Source organism: Acinetobacter sp. CAU_H_S139_7 (assembly GCF_058599305.1).
Genome location: NZ_CM178651.1, coordinates 2,461,642 through 2,485,790 on the forward strand (window position 1 = coordinate 2,461,642; position 24,149 = coordinate 2,485,790).

Here is a 24,149-nt window from a genome sequence, read left to right on the forward strand (position 1 = left end):
TCTGTTTTCCTAGAGACGTGCAATATTCACTGCTGCTTGATCGATTTGTTCTGCAATAGCACGAATTTGTTCAGGGCTCAGCTCACTGTATTGGATCTTGAGCTTTAAAGAAGCTTTGAGGTTTTCCATCGCACGTTTAATATCAAGATATTGTTCATTATTTTGAATTTGTTTACGCGTATCAAAACGAGATAAGATCTTTTCCGCATTTGCTTGCTCAACCTCAAGATGCTTCAAACCCAAAGCTGTTATACAGTATTGCTTGCGTTCAGCATCATCTAACGCGACCTGAACAAACCGTTGCTCTTCCAAATAATTCAAGGTTGGATAGATCGTTCCTGCACTTGGGCAATAGCCCCCTCCCACAATTTCACTCACTTCTTTAATAAGGTCATAGCCATATTTAGGCGCGAATGAAATGAGATGTAAGGCTAAAAGTTTCATCTGACCCGCTTCAAATAGGCGCTGTTTACGTAACACTGGTACTGTCTCTAAATCAGCAAAGGATTCAACTTTTTGTGCTTTAGACATATCTAAGATACAAATTTAAATTATTAAGATATATCTTAAATAATTTTTTAATGATTGCAACCTCAAATTCTGAAATAGAACATCAAAATTTAAGATCATATGGATAAACGTGAAGGATTACTTGATATTTTTAGATAAGATTGCTGAACAGTTGCAATACCGCTAAAATTTAACCTATGTTGCATGCTCACCCCCTCAAGTGAACTCTGATAAAACTCCTAAAATTCAGAATTAAATTAAAATGACAGATCAACTTAGAAAAAAATTTGAAAACCTACTACTCAATGCTGGGCAAGGCAAGATCAGTGCATTTCTTTCTGTTTCCTTAGGCTTTTTGGGTATTTTTGCTGCTTTATGTTTTTTATTTCCCACTGTGCTCACCACACCAGAACTACGTCCGCTATATAGCAAACACTATGATGTTTTCTACTACACATTATTGTTCGGTATCGTCATCAGTGCTGGTTTTGGTACCTATAGTGCGATCATTAAACAGAATAAATATGGTTTTTATGGTTTGTGTATCACCATTTTAGCGGCTGTTTTAGGTTGTGGATTAATCAAAGCACCGACATTACCCACTTTGCCATTTTATGCAGGTTTTGATTATTTCGTTATTACCTTAATCATCCTTGCTTTGGTTTTTATACCACTTGAAGGATTCTTTGCAAAGAACACTGAACAGAAAATTCTGCGCGTTGGCTGGGTCACAGACATGAAATATTTCATGTTTAGCCATATTGGCATTCAGCTTTTTTCATTTTTAACGGTCATGCCTATTCAGTATTGGATCACACATATTCCCAATAACCCGATTGTGCCTTATGTGCAGGCGCAGCCAATTTGGTTGCAGTTTATTGAGTTATTGATTGTAGTGGACTTCACTACCTATTGGTTACACCGTGCGATGCATGAAGTGAACTTTTTATGGCGCTTTCATGCCATTCACCATTCAACGGAACAAATGGACTGGCTAGCCTCTTCACGCTTACACATCGTTGAAGTGTTAATGACCCGTTTTATCGCAACCTTACCAATTTTTCTGTTAGGTTTTCATACCTCTGCAGTCTTTGCTTATTTGGTCTTTATTTCTTTCCATGCCATTTTCATTCACTCCAACGTGCGTTTCCGCTTTCCCTATCTGCGCTGGTTGATCGCAACACCTGAATTTCATCACTGGCATCATTCTTCTGAAAAGCCTGCGATTGATAAAAATTATGCAGCCTTTATTCCACTTTATGACGTGATTTTTAAATCGATTTACATGCCTAATCATTTGGCCAGTGTATATGGCACCGTCGGCTATAAAATTCCAAACAGTTTTGTGAAGCAGTTTACTTGGCCATTTAAACGTTATGTGAATAAACTGAAAAAGCGCTTAAACAAAGATAATGAGACTTCCTAACAAAACCAATCGATTAACAATCTCAATAATTGAAGCTTGTCTAATCCCTCACCAAAATAGAAAACCTGTATCTCCGCAGGTTTTCTTTCATTTTCCAAGCCTTGTAAATCGAACTTAAATTACGCTCGCCCTTTAAATTCTTTTACCATACGATCACTCACGTCTTCTGGATAACAAAGTGGCGCAGCACCACCGACTCGATTGTAAGCACTACGTTTACCACACCGACTTCCATTTCTTGCAGTATTGTAAGGACAAAGACAATTTCCCGAATACGTTTGTATCGATTGTTGAATAATTTCCTTCTTAATCGCTTCATCACTTTGCGTAGCCTGTTTAGCATCAGCAGCAAAAGTTAAAGTTAAACCAATAAATAATAATATTTTTTCATAATACCCCTCTACAAAAGAGGCATTCTATAGCACTGAATTTTTATTGAAATATCACATTATTTATTTGACGCGAATCTCAACTTTTTAAGTCTTTGAAATAAAAAGGACATAACCCAATTTAATTTTCGACTAAGAAAAGCAAAGCAAGTTATGTCCATTTACGAATTTATCATTTCTGTATTTTTAATCATAGAGCAATTTTACTCAGCGATTGTCATTCAACCTTTAAGAAGTAGAGGATTTCCACCCGCTTTAAGTGATATTGAAATTCTTACTATACAAATTGTGGGAGAGTTTCTTGGCTTAGATTCTGATAAAAATATCTGGTTCTACTTTAAACACAATTGGTTTGAATGGTTTCCAAAATTAGGTTCCTATCCTAATTTTTGCAAACATTGTGCAAAATTATGGCATGTAAATCAACAGATTATGTCACAACTAAAATCTGTTTTCGGTTTAGATAATATTCATTTTATCGATGGCTTTCCTATACCTGTTTGTCGTTATGCTAGAGCAAAAAAACATAAAAACTTCAAAGAATCTGCAGGTTTTAGTTATTGTGCGGCTAAACAAGAAAAATATTATGGTTTCAAAGGACATATCGTTATTAACTTTTCAGGAATGATTACAGGCTATACTTTTGCTCCAGCTCATTGTGATGAACGTGATGTTGCACCAGAAATTACTCAAGATATTCAGGGATTACTTGGTGGTGATAAAGGATACTTAAGACCTGAATTAAAACACTATTTTAAGTACCAAGATATTGATTTACAAACACCTTATAGAAAGAACATGACTGATAGCAGGTCTAAGGAAGCTATGGCGAGGCTCATGAATGCTCGTAGAAAAATTGAGATTGTTATAGGTCAATTAACTGAACGATTTCACATTCAAAAAGTAAGAGCTAAAGATTTATGGCATTTAACGCATAGAATTACGCGTAAGATTCTTTCACATACCATTGCAGTAATTTTAAATACACGATTAGGAAATCCACCTTTACAACTGGAAAGCCTTATTCAAAGTTGAGATTGGCGTTTATTTGAATAATATTTATCCATCTAAAATAGAAATAAAAAACCCACCTTAGGGTGGGTTCCTTCAAATCAGCTCAATCTCTTATAGACGAACCAATTCAACAATTTTATCAGCTAGCTCTTCAACCGCATCTTGAGTGAATGCGACATCTGTACCGTCGACAAGGTCAGTCACCACAACCACACCTGTTTCACGTACTAGTGCAACCTGATCAGCAGTTAGACCCGCTTTCGCAATCGCAACTACACCTTGTTGAATCAACAAGTTTTCAAGTGCTTGTGCATTTTCTAGAGCTTTCGCAGAGACAGTTACCGCAGCAGGTTTTTGACCTAAACGTGCAGCACGGTCTTCCGCTGTGACAGGGTTGCTATGCGCAGACCATTCCACAGACTCTTCCACCATACCCGCACCAATCGTCACGTTGTTTAAACGGTCGATGAAGATAAACGAACCTGTATAACGACTGTCTTGGTAGCGATCAAATACCACAGGTGCATCAAACTCAACAGTGACATTAGCAATGGCGTTCAGCTCAAGGCTATCCACTTGTGCCTTTTCCAATGTGTTGACATTGGTACGGTAGTTAATAGCAGTGACTTTTGCAGGAACGGTTTGCGTACCCACTTTTAGGTTGTACAACTTACCAATCACCAGCGGTTGATCTGCCATCCAAACCACAGTGGCATTGACCGAACGTGAAATTTCTGGCGCAGCTTGATCCGCACGCACAAGCACGTTACCACGCGAAATATCAATTTCGTCATTCAGAGTCAAGGTTACCGCTTGACCTGAAACAGCACGCTCTAAATTACCATCATAAGTGACAATTTCTTTGACGGTCGACGACTTACCTGATGGTAAAGCCACGATTTTGTCACCTACCGATACATCACCCAGCGCAACCGTGCCACAGAAACCACGGAAGTCGAGGTTTGGACGGTTTACATATTGCACAGGGAAACGGAAATCGTTAGTCACCGAACTGCGGTTAATTTCCACAGACTCAAGCGTACCCATCAAAGTTTCGCCTGTGTACCATGGCGTATTTGGTGATTTATTGACAACGTTATCACCATTCAATGCTGAAATAGGCGTAAAGATAATGTTGTTTGGCTTACGGTCACCCAATTGCGCCACAAAACCTGCATACTCCTTCTGAATTTCATTGAAGCGCGCTTCAGAAAATTCAACTAAGTCCATTTTGTTAATCGCAACAATAATGTTCTTAATGCCAAGTAAGCTTGCAATATAAGTATGGCGACGCGTCTGAGTTTGTACACCATAGCGCGCATCAATCAAGATAATCGCAAGATCACAGGTTGACGCACCAGTCGCCATGTTACGCGTGTATTGCTCATGTCCTGGCGTGTCGGCAATGATGAATTTACGTTTTTCAGTTGAGAAATAACGATAAGCCACATCAATGGTAATGCCTTGTTCACGTTCAGCTTGTAGACCATCGACAAGGAGTGCCAAGTCAGGTGCATCGCCTGTCGTACCGACTTTTTTAGAGTCACGAGTTACTGCTTGCAATTGATCTTCATAAATCAATTTTGAATCGTAAAGCAAACGGCCAATTAAAGTTGACTTACCATCATCGACGTTACCGCAAGTCAGAAAACGCAATAAGTCTTTATTTTCATGTTGTTTTAGATAGCCCAAGATATCTTGGCTAATCAGTTCTGATTGATGAGACATTGCTCAAAACTCCACATATTCTTTAGAAATCGGTTTTTAATCTCTTTAATCCCTCTAAATCTCCCTTTGTTAAGGGAGACTTTCCCCTTTACAAAAGAAGGGCTTTTCCCCTCTCTTAGAAAAAGATGAGCAGCACTGCTGCGCAAGGGGAGAGATTTATAAACTGTTAGAAATAACCTTCTTGCTTTTTCTTCTCCATTGAGCCCGCTTCATCATGATCAATCATACGACCTTGACGTTCAGAGCTGGTTGCAAGCAACATTTCTTGGATAATTTCAGGCAAGGTATTTGCCGTTGACTCAACTGCACCCGTAAGTGGGTAACAACCAAGTGTACGGAAGCGTACCGATTTCATTTGTGGAACTTCGCCTTCTTTTAAAGGCATGCGTTCATCATCAACCATAATCAGGGTGCCACTACGCTCAACCACAGGACGTTCTGCAGCTAAATAAAGTGGAACCAATGGAATGCTTTCCAAGTAGATATATTGCCAAATATCAAGCTCAGTCCAGTTTGATAGTGGGAATACACGAATACTTTCACCTTTGTTCACTTTACCGTTGTAAAGATTCCAAAGTTCAGGACGTTGGTTTTTCGGGTCCCAACGGTGTTTCGAGTCACGGAATGAGTAGACACGTTCTTTAGCACGTGATTTTTCTTCATCACGACGTGCACCACCAAATGCCGCATCAAAACCGTATTTATCAAGTGCTTGTTTTAAGCCTTGAGTTTTCATAATGTCGGTATATTTTGAGCTACCATGATCAAATGGGTTTATGCCCGCATCTTTCCCTTCTTTGTTTTGATGTACGATCAAATCAAAGCCATGGGTTTTTGCCATGTTGTCGCGGAAAGCAATCATGTCTTTAAATTTCCAGCCCGTGTCTACATGTAGAAGTGGAAATGGAAGCTTGGCAGGATAGAACGCTTTGAGCGCCAGATGCAGCATGACGGCTGAATCCTTACCAATAGAATAAAGCATCACTGGGTTTTCAAACTCAGCAGCTACTTCGCGGATAATATGAATACTCTCAGCTTCAAGCTGTTTAAGATGAGTAAGTCTTTCCTCATTTAATGACATTGACAGCACCAACTCACAAAAATCGTGTACTTATTACACTTTTAAAAATATATATTCATTATAAAGATTTAGTTATACACACTATTGCTTGTTTTATTATATTTATATGCAAAAACCTCATATAAAACAAAATTGATAAGATCTATAAGTTTTATTCAATGATCATAAATCCCTAAATACACTCAAATATTACATCAACTTCATTCAAAGTATTCAGCCTGTTCACCCTTCCATGCTTCGATTTTTCATCTATGTTTCTGCTTGGCAATACATTTACAAAGACCTAAAGTCGGTTTCATTTACTTTCTATGTATGTGACTCATCAAACTCGCAACCTAGAAGACTAAAAAGCACACTCGATGTAGACCGGCTTGTTAGTTTTATATATCAACATGATAACCAAAAGTTTGGATTCCAATTATTTCGAGATTAATTCGTAAAACATAAAAAGCCCGCAATAAATGCGGGCTTTTTATGTTCATATCAAACTTAGTTTTTATGACGCATGTGTGGGAACAGAATCACATCACGAATACTTGCTGCATTAGCGAATAACATGACTAAACGATCAATGCCAATACCCTCACCTGCTGTCGGCGGCAAGCCATACTCAAGTGCTTCAACAAAGTCTGCATCGTAGTGCATTGCTTCATCATCACCTGCATCTTTTTCTGAAACCTGTGCTTGAAAACGCTCAGCTTGGTCAATCGGGTCATTCAACTCTGAGAAACCATTCGCAAGTTCACGACCACCAATAAAGAACTCAAAACGGTCAGTGATGTGCGGGTTATGATCATTACGACGTGCCAATGGCGAAGTTTCAGCAGGATATTCTGTAATGAAAGTCGGTTGACGTAGCTGAGTTTCAACAGTTTCTTCAAATACGATGGTTTGAAGTTTGCCCAAACCAAAACCAGGTTTCACCTGTTCTTTCAGCTCTTCTTGCACAAATTTTGCCAAGAACTCACGATCATTGACATTTTCAGGCGTGAACTGTGGGTTGTGCGCAAGAATGGCATCAAACATCGAAATTTTCTTGAATGGGCCTTTGAAGCTATACACTTCTTCACCATAAGGCACATCAGTTGAACCCAAGATATCGAGCGCTAAGCGCTCAAGCATATTTTCAGTAAGTTCCATCAAGTCTTTATAGTCTGCATAAGCTTGATAGAATTCAATCATAGTGAATTCTGGGTTATGACGCGTCGAAACACCTTCGTTACGGAAGTTACGGTTAATTTCAAACACACGCTCAAAACCACCAACCACCAAACGCTTTAAGTAAAGCTCAGGTGCAATACGTAAGAAAAGTGGCATATCCAAAGCATTATGATGCGTTTCAAATGGACGCGCTGATGCACCACCCGGAATCACATGCATCATCGGTGTTTCTACTTCCATGAAGCGCTGTTCAGTTAAGAACGCACGAATGCCTGAAACCACTTTGGCACGGATTTCAAAAGTCTTACGTGTTTCTTCGTTTACAATCAGGTCAAGATAACGCTTACGATATTTAACTTCAGTATCGTTTAGACCATGAAATTTATCTGGAAGTGGACGAAGCGACTTGGTTAAAAGCTCAAAGTGTTCAATATGTACATAAAGGTCACCCTTACCTGAACGACCAATATAACCTTTCACCGCGATAATATCGCCAAGATCTAAACTCTTAATAGTTTCTAAGGTTTCTGGTGCTAACTCTTTACGCGCTACATATAACTGGATACGACCCGTCATATCTTGGATCACGATGAATGAACCACGGTTCAACATCACACGACCCGCTACAGACACATAAACATGCTCTGCTGCTTCAATTTCTTCTTTGCTTTTGTCTGCAAATTGATCTTGTAAGTCTTGCGCATAATGTTCACGTTTAAAGGTGTTTGGCCATGGGCTAGTGCCCGCTTGTTTGGCTTGATCTTCAATCTGCTTTAACTTGGCATGACGCTGTGCAATTAAATCGTTTTCGGAAATGGCTTGTTCAGAAGTCGATTGAGCGTTTTGTTGCGTCATCTCTGCCTCGTATATGTATTAAAAAACGGAAGTTGCATAGCATAGCAGAATTCCAGACGAATGAGCATCATCAAAAACCACGCGGTATATAAAAAAGTATACATCCTGTTTATTTCGGACCTAAGACGCCCACCGTATAAAAGATCTGTCTATTTCTTAGACCAAAAGCTAACTTCATTTCACGGTCAATCCCTCTACAATGGACATTATAAATCGTGGAAAAGTAAACTTTTCTCCACTCATAAAATAATTTAGTTTTTTAATTGAATGATAAATCATGAGCAGATGCGAATCTAAAATTTTGTTTTTGCATGGATTAGACTCCTCACGTGAGTCCACTAAATTCCATGCCATTGATGCAAAGCAGAAATTTTGTATCGATATCGATTATCGCTATCTCAATTTTTCTACCGTAGCTAGTTTCTACGACGATATTATTGAAAAAATAAAACCTGAGATTATTGTTGGACATTGTATTGGTGCATATTGGGCATTGAAAATGTCGCTGCTACATCAAATTCCGTGTGTAATTGCTAACCCACGCTTAGCCCCTGACTTTCGTGATGATTACCCCAGTATTGATGAGACTGACTTAGACCACAATGTACCGCAAGTGGCCTACTTGGAGCTGGGAGATGAATTAATTGATATGTATGCAGCACAGGAAGTTTTAGAAAATTATATGTTGATTCAAGCAGTTGAAGGTGGGCATCACCGACTACTTAAACCTGAAAATATTAATCAACTGATTGAACATCTAGAACAACAATATTTATATAAATAAAAAAAGCCTTGGATGTGCCAAGGCTTTTTAATGTGCTTATGCAGCAACAGATTCTGGTTTCGACTTGTCATCTAACACTGACCAAATCTTTAAACCTAAGTCAGCATGTAAATCAGGCAAATCAAGAAAAATACTAGCACCGAGCACTTCATGATTACATTTTGCCACCAGCTGATTAACGGCTTTTAATGTCCCACCTGTCGCTAAAACATCATCCACAATAATCACTTTTTGCGATGGGGTATTGGCTGCCATTTCTAAGCGGTCTAAACCATATTCCAAACTATAACCCACGCCCACCACTGGTGGTGGCAGCTTGCCCGCTTTACGCACCAACAATAAACCTTTACCTAAACGCTGTGCCAATAAGCTCGCAAGCACAAAACCACGCGCTTCTACAGCAACAAAACTGTCAACTTCCGCCAACTGTTCCGCAGGAATACTTGCAATTAACGCGTCGGTTAAAGGCTCAATATTGCTCATAAACAATGGCGTTAAATCGAAGAAGCAAATCCCAGGTTTTGGAAAATCTTGGACCGTACGAATGTGCGACCACAACGTTGTAGACAAGTTGTTCATAGGAGATCAATAAAATTTGAAAAGGAATAGATGAATTTTACAGCTTTATCTGTGAAAAAAACAGTCAAGCACTGACTATGCAGCCAACTGAACAACCAAAATATTTATGTAAGTTTTTGTTTTCAATTAAATAATTTATTTAGTAAATATTAGGTATAGAAATACTCAATATTAAAATAGCAATTTAACTTTGAGTTTACAGCACGACCTTAGTCTATACATCAATAATTTTATAAGGCTAGCTGACTGAAAAAACGTATCTTTTTTAGATGTAATCATCTATAACCTTCACACATTCGCAAAACGCGATCTTGTTTTAAATGATACATTTTGTCCTGATCATCGCTTTTAGCCGATAGATTCAATCATTAAACTCCGATATTTACTTTACATTCGTATTAGAACTGCGTAAAAATTTAGCTTAGCGAAGTATGCTAACAACTCAGATGAATAGCAGCTTGCGTAATGGATTATTTTGCTGAACCCTTTCTTGTTCAGCGTTTTGGAGAGTCAAATGAAGAAGTATCAATGCATCGTTTGTGGATGGATTTATGACGAAGCAGAAGGTTGGCCACAAGATGGCATCGTGGCGGGAACAAAATGGGACGATATCCCTGACGATTGGACTTGCCCAGATTGTGGCGTGTCAAAAATCGATTTTGAAATGGTTGAAATCTAATTCATAGTGTTAAAGACCATGCAGCATGGTCTTTTTTTACGTCTTTAAAATAATCTCTGGAGAACCTTATGCATCCCATCGTCATCATTGGCTCAGGTATGGCAGGCTATGCTGTAGCACGTGAATTTCGCAAGCTGAACCCTGAACAAGAGCTGCTTATGCTATGTGCAGATGATGCGACTAATTATGCCAAACCAACATTGTCCAATGCCTTTGTTGCCAACAAAGCGCCTGAACAGATTGCTTTGGGTGATGCAGAGAAAATGGCAACACAACTGAAAATGCAAATTGCCACGCATACTTGGGTGAAAGAGATTCATGCTGAACAACAGCAGTTAACCGTTATTAAAGATGGCGCTGAATCTACACAGCCCTACTCTCAATTGGTTTTAGCGGTAGGAGCAAACCCAATTCGCTTAGCCATTGCAGGTGATGGAAGCAATGACATTCAAGTTGTAAACAATCTAGACGACTATAAAACCTTCCGCGCAGAACTTGAAAAACGTGCAGACAAACGCGTAGTCATTTTAGGTGCTGGTCTCATCGGCTGTGAATTTGCCAATGATTTACAACATACAGGTCATCAAGCCACCGTTATCGACTTGGCAAACCAGCCTTTGGGCCGTTTATTGCCAGCGCATGTTTCAAGTGCCTTTAAAGAAAACCTTGAGGCAACGGGTATTCATTTTGTCCTTGGCACCACAGTTGAAAAAGTGTCTAAAATTGAAAATGGTGACTATGTTGTGACCTTGGCCAATGGTCAGTCTTTGGTTGCAGATGTAGTGTTATCTGCGATTGGCTTACAACCGAGTATTTCCCTTGCAAAAGAAGCAGATATTCAAACCAGTCGTGGCATTTTGACCAATGCACAACTTGAGACCAATCAGCCGCACATCTACGCGGTAGGAGATTGTGCTGAAGTGAACGGACTCTTGCTACCTTATGTCATGCCAATCATGCAGCAAGCACGCGCTTTAGCCAAAACCTTAAATGGTGATACTACTGCGGTGCATTACCCTGCTATGCCTGTAGCAGTTAAAACACCCGCTGCGCCGCTCACTGTTTTGCCTGCGCCAATCGATGCAGAGGTGAACTGGGAAACTGAGGAATTAGACGATGGCATGATTGCCAAAGCCCTAGACAGTCAAGGTACACTTCGCGGCTTCGTACTGCTCGGTGCAACCGCAGCGAAACAACGTTTAGCATTAACAAAACTGGTTCCAGACTTGATTCCAGCACAGGTTTAGAGTTTAAATAAAAGGACATTTATAACAATAGATGTCCTTTATGTGAGGATTACAATAATGAATAGCGCACTCCAATATAATCTTTCACCCTATACCTCTTTTATGCGCGAAACCAAAGTCGACTTAGGCAATGGTATTGAACTCCATGTCGAAATCGGTGGCGAAGACCATCATCCGACCATTGTTTTGATCATGGGTTTAGGAGCACAGCTCTTATTTTGGCCTGATTTCTTCTGTAAATCACTGATTGATCAAGGGTTTCGTATCATTCGTTTTGATAACCGCGATATTGGTTTATCTTCAAAAATTAAACATCAAGGTCCGCGCTTAAACACCCTCAAACTGATGGGGCGTTTTGCTTTAGGTTTAGATAACCGTGGTGCACCTTATGACCTATACGACATGGCTGACGATGTGGCACTGCTTTTAGACCGTTTAGGTTTAGATGAAAGTTATGTGATTGGTGCATCCATGGGTGGTATGATTGGGCAAATTCTAGCAGCGCGTCACCCACAAAAGGTCAAAAAGCTCGGCCTGATGTTCACCAGTAACAACCAACCTTTACTGCCGCCGCCTTTTCCAAAGCAACTCTTTAGTCTAATTGGTCGACCTGAATCGACCGATGAAGAAGGAATTGTGAGCCACTCTTTGAAAGTATTTAAGATCATTGGCTCGCCTGATTATCACAATCCAATCGAGTCAATTCAGACTTCTCGCAAATTATATCGCCGAAGTTATTACCCTGCGGGTGTACTTCAACAGTTTTTAGCAATATTATGTACAGGTTCTTTATTGCAACTGGACAAACAGATTCAACAACCGACCCTTGTGGTACACGGTTCGCGAGACCGTTTACTCCCGCCTAGTCACGGAAAGGCCGTTGCAAAGGCAATTATGGGCGCTAAATTTGAATTAATTGATGGAATGGGGCATGATATCCCACCGCACTTCATTCCAAATCTTAGCGAATTATTTGCACAACACTTTAAATCATAATCATTAGGACACTATGGCTGCATTACCATCCTTAAGACAGCTGTCATATCTCGTTACACTGTCAGAAACGCTGCATTTTACTGAAGCTGCACGCCGTTCATTTGTAACCCAATCGACTTTGTCGGGCGGGATTATGGAGCTTGAACGCCTACTCGGTGGCGTACTTGTAGAGCGTGATCGCCAAAATGTGCGCTTAACTCCTCTAGGCGAGCAAGTCGTTGCTCGTGCTCGTGTTCTACTGGCAGATGCTCAAGACCTGATGCGTTTAAGCCGAGAAATGAGCGAGCCTTTAACTGGTGATTTACATCTAGGTGTTATTCCAACCATTGCGCCATTTATTCTGGCGCAATTGTTAGATGAAGTGCATAAGCAACTCCCTAAAATTCAACTACATTTGCACGAAGCGCAAAGTGAGAAAATTGTAGAAAAACTCGAACATGGCAATTTAGACATGGTCGTTTTGGCTCTACCTTTTGATACACGTGGCTTAAAAGTTGCTGAAGTCGCAAAAGAAAGTTTATTTTTGGTCTGCAATAAGTCAGATATCGCAAGCCAAGCCAAATCGCTGGATGACTTAGACCTTTCGCGTTTAATGTTGCTTGAAGAAGGCCACTGCTTACGTGACCATACTCTAAGTGCCTGCCCTATTGGTGAGCGTAAAAACGATCATCGTTTAAAAGCGAGTTCTTTACCGACCCTTGTGGAAATGGTATCGGCTGATCTTGGTTTTACCTTATTACCTGAAATCGCAATTCATACCAATATGATTAAAGCGAATCCAGATTTGATGGTCAAACAAATTGAAGCTGCTCCAAGCCGTATCTTAGCTTTGGTGACACGTAAAAGCACCCCGCTACAAAGCGAATTTGATGTGCTATTACAAATCCTGCAAAAAATTACTCAAAATCTGCACTAAGCTTATTTTAGTGCATAAAAAAGGAGTCAAACATGACTCCTTTTTTTGTGCCTGAATCTTTTTTAGACCCAAGCACCCCTCTAAAGTTATTTAATCACATCTAGCAAATAACGCTGCGCATTATGCTCGGTTTCGCCTTCAGCTGGCGTCGCACGAAGCCAAGTTCCATCACCCTGTAGTAACCAAGCTTGTTGATTATCCTGCAAATAGGTCAATAAACCTTGTTGATAAATACGTTTTTTCAAAGCAGGATCTTCAATTGGGAAACAGGCCTCAACACGATTAAATAGATTTCGATCCATCCAATCGGCACTCGAACCATAAATACGCGCATCGCCATTATTACTAAAGTAGAAAACACGGGTATGTTCTAAGAAACGCCCCACGATCGAACGTACACGAATGTTTTCCGAAAGCCCTGGCAAGCCCGGGCGTAGACAACAAATTGAACGAATAATGAGATCAATTTGTACACCTGCTTGTGATGCCTCATACAGCTTATTGATTAGTTGCACTTCGGTTAGTGCATTCACTTTCACAATAATCTGCGCTTTCTTACCCGCTTTCGCATTGGCAATTTCATCATCAATAAAGTTGATCAGTTGTGCATGGAGCGTAAACGGCGCATGAAGTAGCTTTTTCAGCTTCGCCATTTTCCCCATACCTGTCAATTCTTGGAAAATACGGTGTACATCTTCACACAACTCTTTATCGGTCGTGAGCAAACCATAGTCTGTATAAATACGCGCATTACCCGCATGGTAGTTACCCGTTCCCAAGTGCACATAACGAACGAGTTTATTATTTTCACGGCGTACCACAAGAATCATTTTGGCATGAGTTTTATAGCCCACAATGCCGTAAACAACCACAGCACCCGCTTCTTGTAGCACATTTGCCACTTCGATATTTGACTCTTCATCAAAACGCGCACGCAGCTCAATCACCGCGGTAACTTCTTTACCATTACGCGCCGCTTCTGCTAGGACTTGTACAATTTCAGAGTCTGCACCACTGCGATAGAGGGTTTGCTTAATTGCCAACACTTGTGGGTCACGTGCCGCTTCACGCAACAAGTTAATCACAGGTGCGAAAGACTCAAACGGATGATGTAGTAAAATATCCTGCTTCTGCATTGCAGAGAACATGCTTTCCGACTTTTTCAACACTTTAGGAATAACAGGAATATGTGCGTCATACCGTAGATGTGGACGTTTAAAATTGGACAATAAACGCGCCAAGTTCACAGGTCCTTCAACTTTATACAACTGCTCTTGATGCAGATCAAATTCATCTAGCAAGTAATTATAAATATGTTCTGGACAGTTTTGCGTGACTTCCAAACGTACTGCACGTCCAAAACGACGTGAACTCAACTCACCTTTCAGTGCTTTGGCTAAGTCTTCCACATCCTCATTGAGCGCCAAATCGGCATTCCGTGTGACACGGAACTGATAACAACCAGTCGCTGTCATCCCTGGGAACAAGTCAGAAACATGTTCATGGATAATGGCAGAGAGCATCACATGATGCTCTTTTCCGCCTGTGAGCTCATCTGGTAAACGAACCACACGTGGCAATGAACGCGGTGCAGGAACAACGGCCAAATCAATCTGACGACCAAATGCGTCTTTCCCTTCCAAAGTCACAATAAAGTTGAGACTTTTATTCACTAAACGCGGAAATGGATGCGCAGGGTCAAGGCTAATCGGTGTTAAGACAGGTGCAACTTGTTCTTGGAAATATTTCTTCACCCATGAAGACTGTGCAGGTGTCAGTTCCCCACGGCGTAAGAAGCAAATGTCTTCCTCACGTAGTTTCGGCAAAATTTCATCATTGAGAATACGATACTGACGTTCAATTGCAGCATGTGCAGTTTGCGAAATTTGATCGAGGACTTGGCGTGGGGTTAAGCCATCGGGGCTACGGCTTTCATTACCCAGATCCAACTGTTCCATGACGCCTGCAACACGAATTTCAAAGAACTCATCTAAGTTACGTGAAAAAATCAGTAAGAAATTCATCCGTTCTAACAGCGGATGTAAAGGATCTACGGCTTGTTCCAATACACGTAAATGGAAATCTAATATCGATAACTCACGGTTAATATAGCGATCGTTATACGCGTATTCAGGTTGTAGTATCGGAGATGTGCTTGCTGCCGTATTCATAGCTAACCTTTGATTATTTGAATGCGTTTTATCATGATAAGTATGCTTCAATTTTGTGACAATTTCATAAAAAAAAGCCCATAAATTTGGGCTTTTTCACATCAATCAAATTAAGGGATATCGCTATAGCGCATATACTTTCGAATCATGCGCTCGCGGTTTTGCAACTTACGGTCATTTTGATGGTCTTGGTAGTATTTCGGATTGGGTAAAATGGCCGCTAAAAAGACCGCCTGCTCTCGGCTTAAGCTACGTGAACTTTTACCAAAGTAGTGTTGGGTTGCAGCTTCCACGCCATAGATATTATCGCCAAACTCCACCGAGTTCAGATATACCTCTAAGATGCGTTCTTTGCTCCACATCCGTTCCATCATCCAAGTTGCAACAGCTTCCTGACCTTTACGAATGAATGAACGTTTGTTATATAAAAATAAGTTCTTGGCCAATTGCTGAGAAATCGTCGAACCGCCCGCAACCACTTTTCCCGTGTCATTATTACGTTCAAGCGCCGCTTGAATCCCATCCCAGTCAAAACCATGATGTTGCATAAATTTGCCATCTTCAGCCGCAACAATGGCTTTTTTCATGTACTCACTGATCTCGTCATAATCACGCCATTCGTGTTGAATGGGTTTAGATGGCTCAGACCAATAATCAATCCGCATAAACATGGTGGTTTCCACTGGCTTGTAACGCCACCACGCTAGGCTTGCAAAAATCCACAACTGTACCAAAAGCACGAAGCTGACAACGACTAACAAACTACGAACAATAAAAGCTTTCATGCCAGTGGCTTACTCCAAAAATCATTTTTATTCATGCTAAGCTTGGGCAAATATAGCAAAATTTTAGCAAGAATAGCATGACAGAGCTTACACCTCCGCAAATCAAAACAAAATTTGACGTACATTTATGGTGGATTACCGCCGTCATTATTGCCGTGAATGTTGGGTTGTTTTTTTGGCAAATCCTGCAGGGCATGGATGTCAGCAATCCAAGTACGGCGGATGCCATACGCTGGGGAGCAGACTATGCACCGCTCACCTTCTTGGCTGAACCAATGCGTTTATTGAGCAGTATGTTCTTTCATTTTGGCTTGGTTCACCTCATGTTGAACATGTGGGCGCTGTATATTTTTGGCAGTGTGTTGGAGCAAATGTTTGGACGTGTCTATTTTCTTGCGCTATATGTTCTTGCGGGTCTCATGGGTAGCTTGCTCAGTGGTTATATCGCCATTCAAGAAAGTTATGAACTGATTCGTATTGGGTTAGCAAACCCTGAACTCTTGCCTCGTGTCGGTGCAGGGGCTTCAGGTGCCGTCATGGGACTGGGGGCAGCACTGACGGTTCTATCGCTACTGCCGATGCTCCCACAGCAACGTTTTATTTTAGATAAAAAGACTTTGCTCATCGTGATGGGCATCAACTTAGCCATGGGCTTTATGATTTCAGGTATTAATAATGCCGCACATATTGGCGGCATGTTGATGGGTGCTGTCTTGGCAGCACTTTGGTATCTCTCCCAAAAAATGCAGCAGCGTTGGATTATGCCGCTGAGCCTTGTTTTGGCGGCCTGCGGATCATATTGGTTTTACTTACACTGCCAAAACCTTGTAACCCACATTCAACCCCTATGGTCTGAAGTGTTAATGATGATGCGTCAACAGCTCAACTTCTAAGATTCAACACTTAACGTATTAAGAGATCAATCACGATTGATTGATCTCTCTCAAACTTTGTAAAGGTGGAATATCACTGAGATAACTTAAGCGATAACGCCCAATCAGCGCGCAGAGTAAGGTCATGAACAGTGGTAAAATGAACCAGATTTCCCAGTGTGGCTGAATGGCTAATCCCATGCGATAACATGCTACCGCACTTATTGTTTCAGCAAACAAACAAGAAACCACACCTGCCATAAAACCAATAAAGCCAATTTCTAGACTGAGCATAGTTCTGAGTTTTTGCTTGGAACCACCAAATGAACGTAATAACGCCACCTCACGTTTGCGCTCATCCATGAGTAGGTTCAGGCACGCAATTAAAACCAAAATACCTGAAATACTCACTAAAACTGCAAGGATCGTGACAATCTGCACCAGCACGGTCACGATGCGCTTAATTTCATCTAAAATTAAACTGACATCAATAAAGACAGTGTTGGAAAATTGCTGAATAATGCTGACCAATTTCGCTTGGTCAGACTCTGGTACATAAAAACTACCCAAATAACTGCCCGCATTTTCATCCATAGTTTGGGGCGCAAAAATAAAGAAGAAGTTTGGGCTAAAACTTTCCCATTCTACAGTTCTTAAGTTTGCCACTTTGGCGTGAATGACACCCTCTGGTAAGCTAAAGGTCAGTTGATCCCCCACTTTTATCCCAAGCTCTGTTGCGGTATTGGCTTCTACCGAAACTTGTCCTTTTGCTGTGAGTTTTGATGCCCCAGAGACAATTACATTATCATTAGGATAATTGTCAGCTTGAGTCAAATTTAATTCGCGGCGTAAGGAATTATTTTGCTTGACCAAATCCGCAGCAAAGGGCTGTCCATTTTTGGCAATCAGCCTGCCCCGAATATTGGGATAGAGCGGTGTACTGTTCCATTGGTTCTGCTCAATTTGTGCTTTTAACTTAGGCATGTCAAAAGGCGGTAAACCATATACAAACTGATTCGGGGTTCCCTCAGGAATTTGCTGCTGCCAACGCTCTAATAAATCAGTGCGTAGCACGGCTAAGACCGTAATTAAACTAAGTCCCAAAGCCAAAGCGGTAATCTGAAATGCAGTCTGATAAGGTGTGCGAACATAAGCAGAAACCGCATTTTTCAAGCCACGCAGAAACTTCAAACTCAGCCAGACTACAGCGTATAACACTGCACATAGAATGATAATTGCCCCAATCACCATGGCTGTCAGTACAATGTTTTCAGTCAGAACGATACTAAACAGCACCAGACTTGCCGTTCCTGCGAGCAACATCCAAAACATAGACGAAACCGATTTTTCTTGACTGCGAATGACTCGGATCGGTGGCGTATTTAACAGTTCCCAAAAACTCGGCAAGACAAAACCCAGAAGCACTACGGCACTGGTCAACATAGCAATCGGAATCGGCCCGAGCAGCATATCCCACGCTGAAAACGCAATACTTAAGTGTGGGATCAGTTGTAACATCAGCTGTAACAGGCCATAGCCCAGCCCTACCCCCACTGCACTCCCGACCAACATGGCAAGCAAAAACACCACACCTAACAAGCTGAGGTAAGCCCAGAGAATTTGTGACTTCGCAGCCCCCATACAACGCAATAGCGCAATGTGGTCTTGGTTTTGTTGTACAAAGCGCTGACTGGTCAGAGCAATCGCAATTCCACACAGCAAAATCGTTAAAATATTCGCCAACTGCAAAAAAGTGTCCAAATTTGCAATTGGTTTCATTAAGCGGGTATTGCCCTCACTGGCATTGCGTAGGCGTAAGCTGTTTTGTGGTTCTTCAGCATTGACACTTTGAGCTGCCGCATCTACATCCATAGGTGCTGCATTTTGCTTCTTAAAATTTGCTTCAAACTTCTGGGTATTTTGTGCTGTACCTGCCATCAGTAGACGATAGTCAATACGACTACCGACTTGTATGGCATTGGTCTTGGTAATATCCGCTTCAGAAATAATCACCGTCGGCGAGAACCCAGAAAAGCCCAACTCTTGATTGGAATCATGCTCAATCAAGCCTGTCACCTTGAAAGTACCATCTGCAATATTCAGCTGATCGCCCAGTTTAACCTGTAGCAAATCCTTAGCACGCTGACTCAACCACACTTCACCCGAGGCAATGCGCTTCGCAGCAGGCTGAATGCGTAACTCTCCACGCAGAGGAAAGGCTTGATCGATGGCTTTGACATTGACCATAACAAACTGATCATCTGTATATGCCATCGAACTAAAGACAGTGACTTCGGATTGTTTTAAATCGAGAGCTGTCGCTCGTGCTTTCCATTTCGGATCGAGCTTTTCGCTGTCCGTTAGAACCAAATCCCCTGCTAACATCTCAGCGGCTTGCAACGCTACGGCGTTCTGAATTTGTTCATTACTAAACTTTAGTGCAGTCGTGGCGCTGATCGCGAGAATCAACGCAATAATCAATAAATACACACCACTACTTTTAAAACTTTGCTTCAGTAAGGGTTGAAATAAAGAATTCATTTTATCCTCCCGTTCGAGGATGTTCGATCAACTGCCCATCGAGTAATTCAAAATGCCGTTGGCACTGCTCCGCAAGCGTATGATCATGCGTTACTAAAATCAGGGTCGTACCCAACTCACGGTTCAATTGAAACAATAGTTGCTCAATTTCTCGCGCAGTTTGACTGTCTAAGTTTCCTGTTGGTTCATCGGCAAAGATAATTTTTGGCTCAGCAATCAGCGCACGGGCAATTGCAACGCGCTGCTGCTCCCCACCTGAAAGTACCTTCGGTGTTTGGGTGGCCTGTCGCTTTAATCCAACTTTTTGCAACAAACTCAAAGCACGTTGCTCCGCTTCAGCGAAGTTAAATGATGCATGAAGCCGTAACGGCAGCATCACATTTTCAACAGCAGTCAGGTGTGGCAGCAGTTGAAAGGACTGAAACACAAAACCAATATGCTTCAAACGCACATTCGCACGCTGTTCTTCATTGAGCTTGGAGATACTTTCACCACAAACGATTAGCTCACCACCGCTAGCCTGATCTAAGGTCGCCAAAATACCCAGTAAGGTAGACTTTCCTGAACCTGAACGTCCTGTAATTGCGACTTGTTCACCTGCTGCGATGCTGAGACTCAAATCTGAGAAAATGGTCAGTTCTTTTTGCGGAAGTTTAATCTTTTGTGTCAGTTGCTGGGCAGAAATAATCACTTGTGGCATGATGCTTACATCACTATGAACTTGGGTCATAACATCCCTATATGCAAATATTCGTGCAAAATCGCAAATTTAAAAAATGTATCAGTTCATACTTGGTTTTGCTTGCACTGTGCTTAAGCCCCACTTGGGTTTTTGCAAAAACCGTGATGGTTTTAGGAGATAGCATTAGTGCAGGTTATGGCATAGAACCACAGCAAGCATGGGTAAATTTACTGCAAAAACGGTTAGACCAACAGTATCCGAAACAACACAAAGTGGTCAATGCCAGTGTGAGTGGTGAAACCACCAGTGGTGCTTTGGCTCGTTTACCCAAACTGTTGCAAACGCATAAGCCAAATGTAGTCGTGATTGAGCTTGGCGGGAATGATGGATTGCGGGGTCAGCCCCCTCAGATGATTCAAAAAAATTTAGTTCAGTTGATTCAACAGAGTCAAAAAGCCAATGCCACCGTGGTTATTTTGGGGATGAAAATGCCACCAAACTATGGCACAGCCTATAGCAAGGCATTTGAAAATAATTACAAAGTGGTCAGTCAACAATACAAAGTTAAATTGCTGCCCTTCTTTTTAGAAGGTGTAGCGGGAAATAAAAGCTTGATGCAAAAAGATTTGGTTCATCCAAATAGCAAAGCACAGCCTATTTTATTAAATTTAGCTTATCCCTATATAAAAGGCGCTTTATAAAGCGCCTTTTATTCTGATCATATCCGCTGATCAGAAGTCAAAAAAAACCACTTCACCACTTTCAAGTGAGTACTCAGCGCCAACCACTTGTAACTTGCCTTTGGCAATCAAACTCTCAAGCACAGCTGAGCCATGACGTAACTGATTGACAGAAGCAAATACATTTGAACGTACCGCATGTTTAGACAGTTTGCATAAGTCATGTTTCAGTTCGGTTTGCATCAAGGTTTCAACCGAAGGACGGACACGGTTTACAATCGACATCAAGTTTGCAGACGGTGGGCTATCTGGGTTCATCAGGGTGTCAATGGTGGCTTGAATCGCACCACAATGGCTATGACCAAGTACCACAACGACCGCACAGTCATAACGCTCAGCAGCAAACTCAACACTGCCAACCTGTGAAGGTGCAACTACATTTCCTGCAACACGAATAACAAACAGATCACCCAAACCTTGGTCAAATACCATTTCTGCAGGTACACGAGAATCAGAACATCCCAGTACAATGGCAAATGGATTTTGGTCTTCCGCCATCTCTGCTCGTGCTTGGTGAGACAATTGCTTATGGTGGGTTGTCTCACCCGCTACAAAACGTTGGTTACCTTGTTTTAGACGGCTTAAAGCTTCTTGAGCTGTTAGCATTCCCTTTCCCACCCGATTGTTATTAAGTTGGACTAGTTTAATCCCAGCGAAATTGATTGTCACTTGCAAAAAACATAGCGGCTTCTTTTTTTGCTTAATTTTAAATTTGCATTTTATCTCAAAAAAATCGTTACGCAGTTCACACTTTATCCAAATGCAGTATATCCTTTCAAATAAATAATTAATGACATTTGCATGAAAGCTATTAGAATCAAACAGACCTGTAAATAAACATAAAAACTATTCAAAATCAGAGCATTTTTATCTTATTCGGTCAGTTTTTTCATTCATCTCCGTTTAAGGATGAACCATGATGATGCGCTCAAAATCCGTCTTGAAACAAAGTCTAAAGGCCGGTCTATTCGCCTTAGCTTTGTCATTTCCTTTCGCCAGCCATGCGGTCGAAAATACCATCATCAAAGACAAACTCAGTTTACAAAGCTACCTTCTACAAGAACGCGTCACCGCTGGCTTAAAAACCAAAACACTTAAAGTGGATGATATCGTTTGGAGTTATAACGAAGGCGGTGCAGTTGATAAACCAACGATTTTGCTGATTCATGGTTTTGCTGGAAATCGAGACAATTGGAACCGTGTAGCACAATTTCTAACGCCGTATTACCACGTGGTTATCCCTGACCTTCCGACTAATGGCGACACCAAAGTCCCTGATGATTTTGATCTCTCTATGCCAAATGTCACAGAGCGACTCCGTCGTTTTGTTGAAGCCATTCATATACAAGATAAGCTGAATGTTGCAGGACATTCTATCGGTGGTTCTATTGCAACCCTATATGCCGCGCAATACCCTTTTGACACGCAAAGTTTGTTTTTATTAAACAGTGCAGGCATTTATAAGAACGCCAACACCAACTATGCCAAAGACCCTCAATATTTAAAGCACTTGATTGTAAGCAAGCCGGGCGATTTAGATGATGTTATGCAACGTGTCATGCAAACCCCAATCAAAATGCCCTATTATTTAAAACGCGCCCAAGAAAAACAGTTAATTACTCAGGCTGAAAAAAACAGTAAAGTGATTGATCAATTGGTGACCTTGAACCGAATTTATACCACTGACTCCTTTGCTCGAGTGACCCGTAACATTGAAGCGCCCACCCTCATTTTGTGGGGTAAGCAGGACAAAATTATTAATGTCGAAGTGGCGAATGAGCTCAAATCTTTATTGAAACGTGCTGAAGCTCCTGTCATCCTTAACAATGTTGGTCATATGCCACTTTTGGAGGCAGAACAGGCCGTTGCACAGCACTACCTGCCTTTTCTTGCAAAAACACAAAAGTTAAAAAATCCATTGGCTGATAAACTGATTCCACTAAATTAATTTTGTTGAGTACGTATGCAGAAACACCCGATGATTGAGCAGCTCATTGAAGCTCATCTTAATTTTTTAGATCATGAGTTTTCGCAAGCAAGTACCGTACAAAATGAATTCACCCTATTTTATCACTGGTTTAGAAAACAAACTTTGCAGCAACTGTGGAGCTTTGAAGACATCAACGCGCTTTTGCAAAAACAAATCCTAGCCACACCTGCGACCGAGTATCTGATTTCACAAATTGCTGAGCACATTAAGTTTGCTTTGATTCATCCCATCAATGAAACAACAAAAATTGCCGATGTGATTCCTGTACTTACCATCGACAAAATTGCGCAGTATGTCGCGAGTAAAAGTGGGCACCGCCAGCGTCTGATTAAAACTGTGGTAAATAACCCAGCTTTTTCGGCCATGATTACCCAGCTGATTCAGCACTCGATTCAAGACTATTTGAACAACTCGGTGATGACTAAACGTGTGCCGGGTGTTTCTAGTTTTATGAAAATAGGCAAGTCGGTACTCGAAACCGTCACAGATTCTAATCTGAATGACACCATCGGACATTATTTGCAAAAGAACATCTTAAAACTCAGTCAAATGAGCGAACAAGTTTTAAATCAAAACTTTAATGATGAAAAGCTATATCATTTTCAAGCCAACCTCTGGCACAAAATCAAAGATATGCCTTTATCAGTTTTGAAAAATTATATTGAAGTACAGGACTTGCCTCAAACCGTCGCAATGGGTCACGAGATTTGGGCACACATGCGTCAAACCGACTATCTCCAACAACAGGTGCATGACGGTGTTTACGCTTGGTACATTCGCAACCAAGAACGTCCTTTTGATTTACTCCTACGTGACTTAAATATCGACGAAGCTTTAATCCAAAATCAACTTCAAAATTTGTTGAATCCTATTATTCAAGAGCTCATTCGTTCTGATTACTTGCGTGATCGAGCACGCTATTATTTAGAACAGTTTTATTATTCTGACCAGGCGCAGAGTATTTTAAAGCTTTAAAAAAAAGCCGCGTTATGCGGCTTTTTTC

Annotated in this window: 22 protein-coding genes; 11 read left to right on the plus strand and 11 right to left on the minus strand. The window is 41.2% G+C overall.

From position 1 onward, the window contains the following. Positions 1 to 9: 9 nt before the first annotated feature. The gene (locus tag AC4MC0_RS12045) at positions 10 to 531 is read right to left on the minus strand and encodes a PadR family transcriptional regulator (protein WP_491887114.1); all 522 of its coding nucleotides are present in this window, start codon (positions 529 to 531) and stop codon (positions 10 to 12) included. A 241-nt stretch (positions 532 to 772) separates the two neighbouring features. On the opposite strand from AC4MC0_RS12045, the gene AC4MC0_RS12050 reads away from it, so the two are divergent. Further along, positions 773 to 1,936: a sterol desaturase family protein gene (locus AC4MC0_RS12050; protein WP_491887115.1), complete on the plus strand. Its 1,164-nt coding sequence runs from the start codon at positions 773 to 775 to the stop codon at positions 1,934 to 1,936. A 119-nt stretch (positions 1,937 to 2,055) separates the two neighbouring features. On the opposite strand, the gene AC4MC0_RS12055 is transcribed toward AC4MC0_RS12050, so the two are convergent. Further along, positions 2,056 to 2,319, minus strand: coding sequence for a hypothetical protein (locus tag AC4MC0_RS12055; RefSeq protein ID WP_426978977.1), 264 nt, complete (start codon positions 2,317 to 2,319; stop codon positions 2,056 to 2,058). 159 nt (positions 2,320 to 2,478) lie between these two features. Between AC4MC0_RS12055 and AC4MC0_RS12060 the strand changes: the two genes are divergently transcribed. Then, positions 2,479 to 3,360, plus strand: a complete 882-nt coding sequence (locus AC4MC0_RS12060) for an IS982 family transposase (RefSeq protein WP_491887116.1) — start codon at positions 2,479 to 2,481, stop codon at positions 3,358 to 3,360. A gap of 90 nt (positions 3,361 to 3,450) precedes the next feature. Here AC4MC0_RS12060 and cysN read toward each other — a convergent pair whose 3' ends face one another. The 3 genes from cysN to lysS form a co-directional block, all read right to left on the minus strand. Continuing rightward, on the minus strand, positions 3,451 to 5,067 hold the full coding sequence (gene cysN / locus AC4MC0_RS12065; RefSeq protein WP_279044575.1) for a sulfate adenylyltransferase subunit CysN: 1,617 nt from the start codon (positions 5,065 to 5,067) through the stop codon (positions 3,451 to 3,453). A 166-nt stretch (positions 5,068 to 5,233) separates the two neighbouring features. Further along, positions 5,234 to 6,148 carry a sulfate adenylyltransferase subunit CysD gene (gene cysD, locus AC4MC0_RS12070; RefSeq protein WP_004694369.1) on the minus strand — a complete coding sequence of 305 codons (915 nt, stop codon included), beginning with the start codon at positions 6,146 to 6,148 and terminating at the stop codon, positions 5,234 to 5,236. A gap of 489 nt (positions 6,149 to 6,637) precedes the next feature. Beyond that, complete coding sequence (lysS, locus tag AC4MC0_RS12075; protein WP_004694374.1) at positions 6,638 to 8,164, minus strand: lysine--tRNA ligase; 1,527 nt, start codon at positions 8,162 to 8,164, stop codon at positions 6,638 to 6,640. Positions 8,165 to 8,441: 277 nt separating this feature from the next. Here lysS and AC4MC0_RS12080 point away from each other — a divergent pair, with 277 nt between their 5' ends. Beyond that, on the plus strand, positions 8,442 to 8,948 hold the full coding sequence (locus AC4MC0_RS12080) for a YqiA/YcfP family alpha/beta fold hydrolase (RefSeq protein WP_114837258.1): 507 nt from the start codon (positions 8,442 to 8,444) through the stop codon (positions 8,946 to 8,948). A gap of 36 nt (positions 8,949 to 8,984) precedes the next feature. On the opposite strand, the gene AC4MC0_RS12085 is transcribed toward AC4MC0_RS12080, so the two are convergent. Next, complete coding sequence (locus tag AC4MC0_RS12085) at positions 8,985 to 9,527, minus strand: adenine phosphoribosyltransferase (protein ID WP_005399870.1); 543 nt, start codon at positions 9,525 to 9,527, stop codon at positions 8,985 to 8,987. Between the two features lie 514 nt (positions 9,528 to 10,041). Here AC4MC0_RS12085 and rubA point away from each other — a divergent pair. From rubA to oxyR, 4 genes are all read left to right on the plus strand, one after another. Further along, positions 10,042 to 10,206, plus strand: coding sequence for a rubredoxin RubA (rubA, locus tag AC4MC0_RS12090; RefSeq protein ID WP_004694381.1), 165 nt, complete (start codon positions 10,042 to 10,044; stop codon positions 10,204 to 10,206). Between the two features lie 68 nt (positions 10,207 to 10,274). Beyond that, positions 10,275 to 11,453: an NAD(P)/FAD-dependent oxidoreductase gene (locus AC4MC0_RS12095; RefSeq protein ID WP_078390066.1), complete on the plus strand. Its 1,179-nt coding sequence runs from the start codon at positions 10,275 to 10,277 to the stop codon at positions 11,451 to 11,453. Positions 11,454 to 11,510: 57 nt separating this feature from the next. Further along, the gene (locus AC4MC0_RS12100) at positions 11,511 to 12,449 is read left to right on the plus strand and encodes an alpha/beta fold hydrolase (RefSeq protein WP_004694383.1); all 939 of its coding nucleotides are present in this window, start codon (positions 11,511 to 11,513) and stop codon (positions 12,447 to 12,449) included. Between the two features lie 13 nt (positions 12,450 to 12,462). Beyond that, positions 12,463 to 13,365 carry a LysR family transcriptional regulator OxyR gene (gene oxyR, locus AC4MC0_RS12105; protein ID WP_058869206.1) on the plus strand — a complete coding sequence of 301 codons (903 nt, stop codon included), beginning with the start codon at positions 12,463 to 12,465 and terminating at the stop codon, positions 13,363 to 13,365. 86 nt (positions 13,366 to 13,451) lie between these two features. Here oxyR and ppk1 read toward each other — a convergent pair whose 3' ends face one another. Further along, positions 13,452 to 15,536 (minus strand): polyphosphate kinase 1, encoded by a 2,085-nt coding sequence (gene ppk1 / locus AC4MC0_RS12110; protein WP_125274041.1) that lies wholly within the window; start codon positions 15,534 to 15,536, stop codon positions 13,452 to 13,454. A gap of 110 nt (positions 15,537 to 15,646) precedes the next feature. Then, positions 15,647 to 16,321, minus strand: a complete 675-nt coding sequence (gene mtgA, locus AC4MC0_RS12115; protein WP_004694386.1) for a monofunctional biosynthetic peptidoglycan transglycosylase — start codon at positions 16,319 to 16,321, stop codon at positions 15,647 to 15,649. Positions 16,322 to 16,398: 77 nt separating this feature from the next. On the opposite strand from mtgA, the gene AC4MC0_RS12120 reads away from it, so the two are divergent. Continuing rightward, entirely contained in the window at positions 16,399 to 17,214 is an 816-nt protein-coding gene (locus AC4MC0_RS12120) for a rhomboid family intramembrane serine protease (RefSeq protein WP_335997021.1), read from the plus strand. A gap of 30 nt (positions 17,215 to 17,244) precedes the next feature. Here AC4MC0_RS12120 and AC4MC0_RS12125 read toward each other — a convergent pair whose 3' ends face one another. Together AC4MC0_RS12125 and AC4MC0_RS12130 are read right to left on the minus strand one after the other, a co-directional pair. Further along, entirely contained in the window at positions 17,245 to 19,734 is a 2,490-nt protein-coding gene (locus AC4MC0_RS12125) for an ABC transporter permease (protein ID WP_335997020.1), read from the minus strand. A 1-nt stretch (position 19,735) separates the two neighbouring features. After that, positions 19,736 to 20,464, minus strand: a complete 729-nt coding sequence (locus AC4MC0_RS12130; protein WP_335997019.1) for an ABC transporter ATP-binding protein — start codon at positions 20,462 to 20,464, stop codon at positions 19,736 to 19,738. 11 nt (positions 20,465 to 20,475) lie between these two features. Between AC4MC0_RS12130 and AC4MC0_RS12135 the strand changes: the two genes are divergently transcribed. Next, positions 20,476 to 21,117 carry an arylesterase gene (locus tag AC4MC0_RS12135; RefSeq protein ID WP_335997018.1) on the plus strand — a complete coding sequence of 214 codons (642 nt, stop codon included), beginning with the start codon at positions 20,476 to 20,478 and terminating at the stop codon, positions 21,115 to 21,117. Positions 21,118 to 21,147: 30 nt separating this feature from the next. Here AC4MC0_RS12135 and AC4MC0_RS12140 read toward each other — a convergent pair whose 3' ends face one another. Then, the gene (locus AC4MC0_RS12140; RefSeq protein ID WP_004981036.1) at positions 21,148 to 21,762 is read right to left on the minus strand and encodes a carbonic anhydrase; all 615 of its coding nucleotides are present in this window, start codon (positions 21,760 to 21,762) and stop codon (positions 21,148 to 21,150) included. A 310-nt stretch (positions 21,763 to 22,072) separates the two neighbouring features. On the opposite strand from AC4MC0_RS12140, the gene AC4MC0_RS12145 reads away from it, so the two are divergent. Further along, the gene (locus AC4MC0_RS12145) at positions 22,073 to 23,104 is read left to right on the plus strand and encodes an alpha/beta fold hydrolase (RefSeq protein WP_062034416.1); all 1,032 of its coding nucleotides are present in this window, start codon (positions 22,073 to 22,075) and stop codon (positions 23,102 to 23,104) included. A gap of 15 nt (positions 23,105 to 23,119) precedes the next feature. Beyond that, positions 23,120 to 24,121 (plus strand): hypothetical protein, encoded by a 1,002-nt coding sequence (locus tag AC4MC0_RS12150; RefSeq protein WP_335997017.1) that lies wholly within the window; start codon positions 23,120 to 23,122, stop codon positions 24,119 to 24,121. Positions 24,122 to 24,149: the final 28 nt, after the last annotated feature.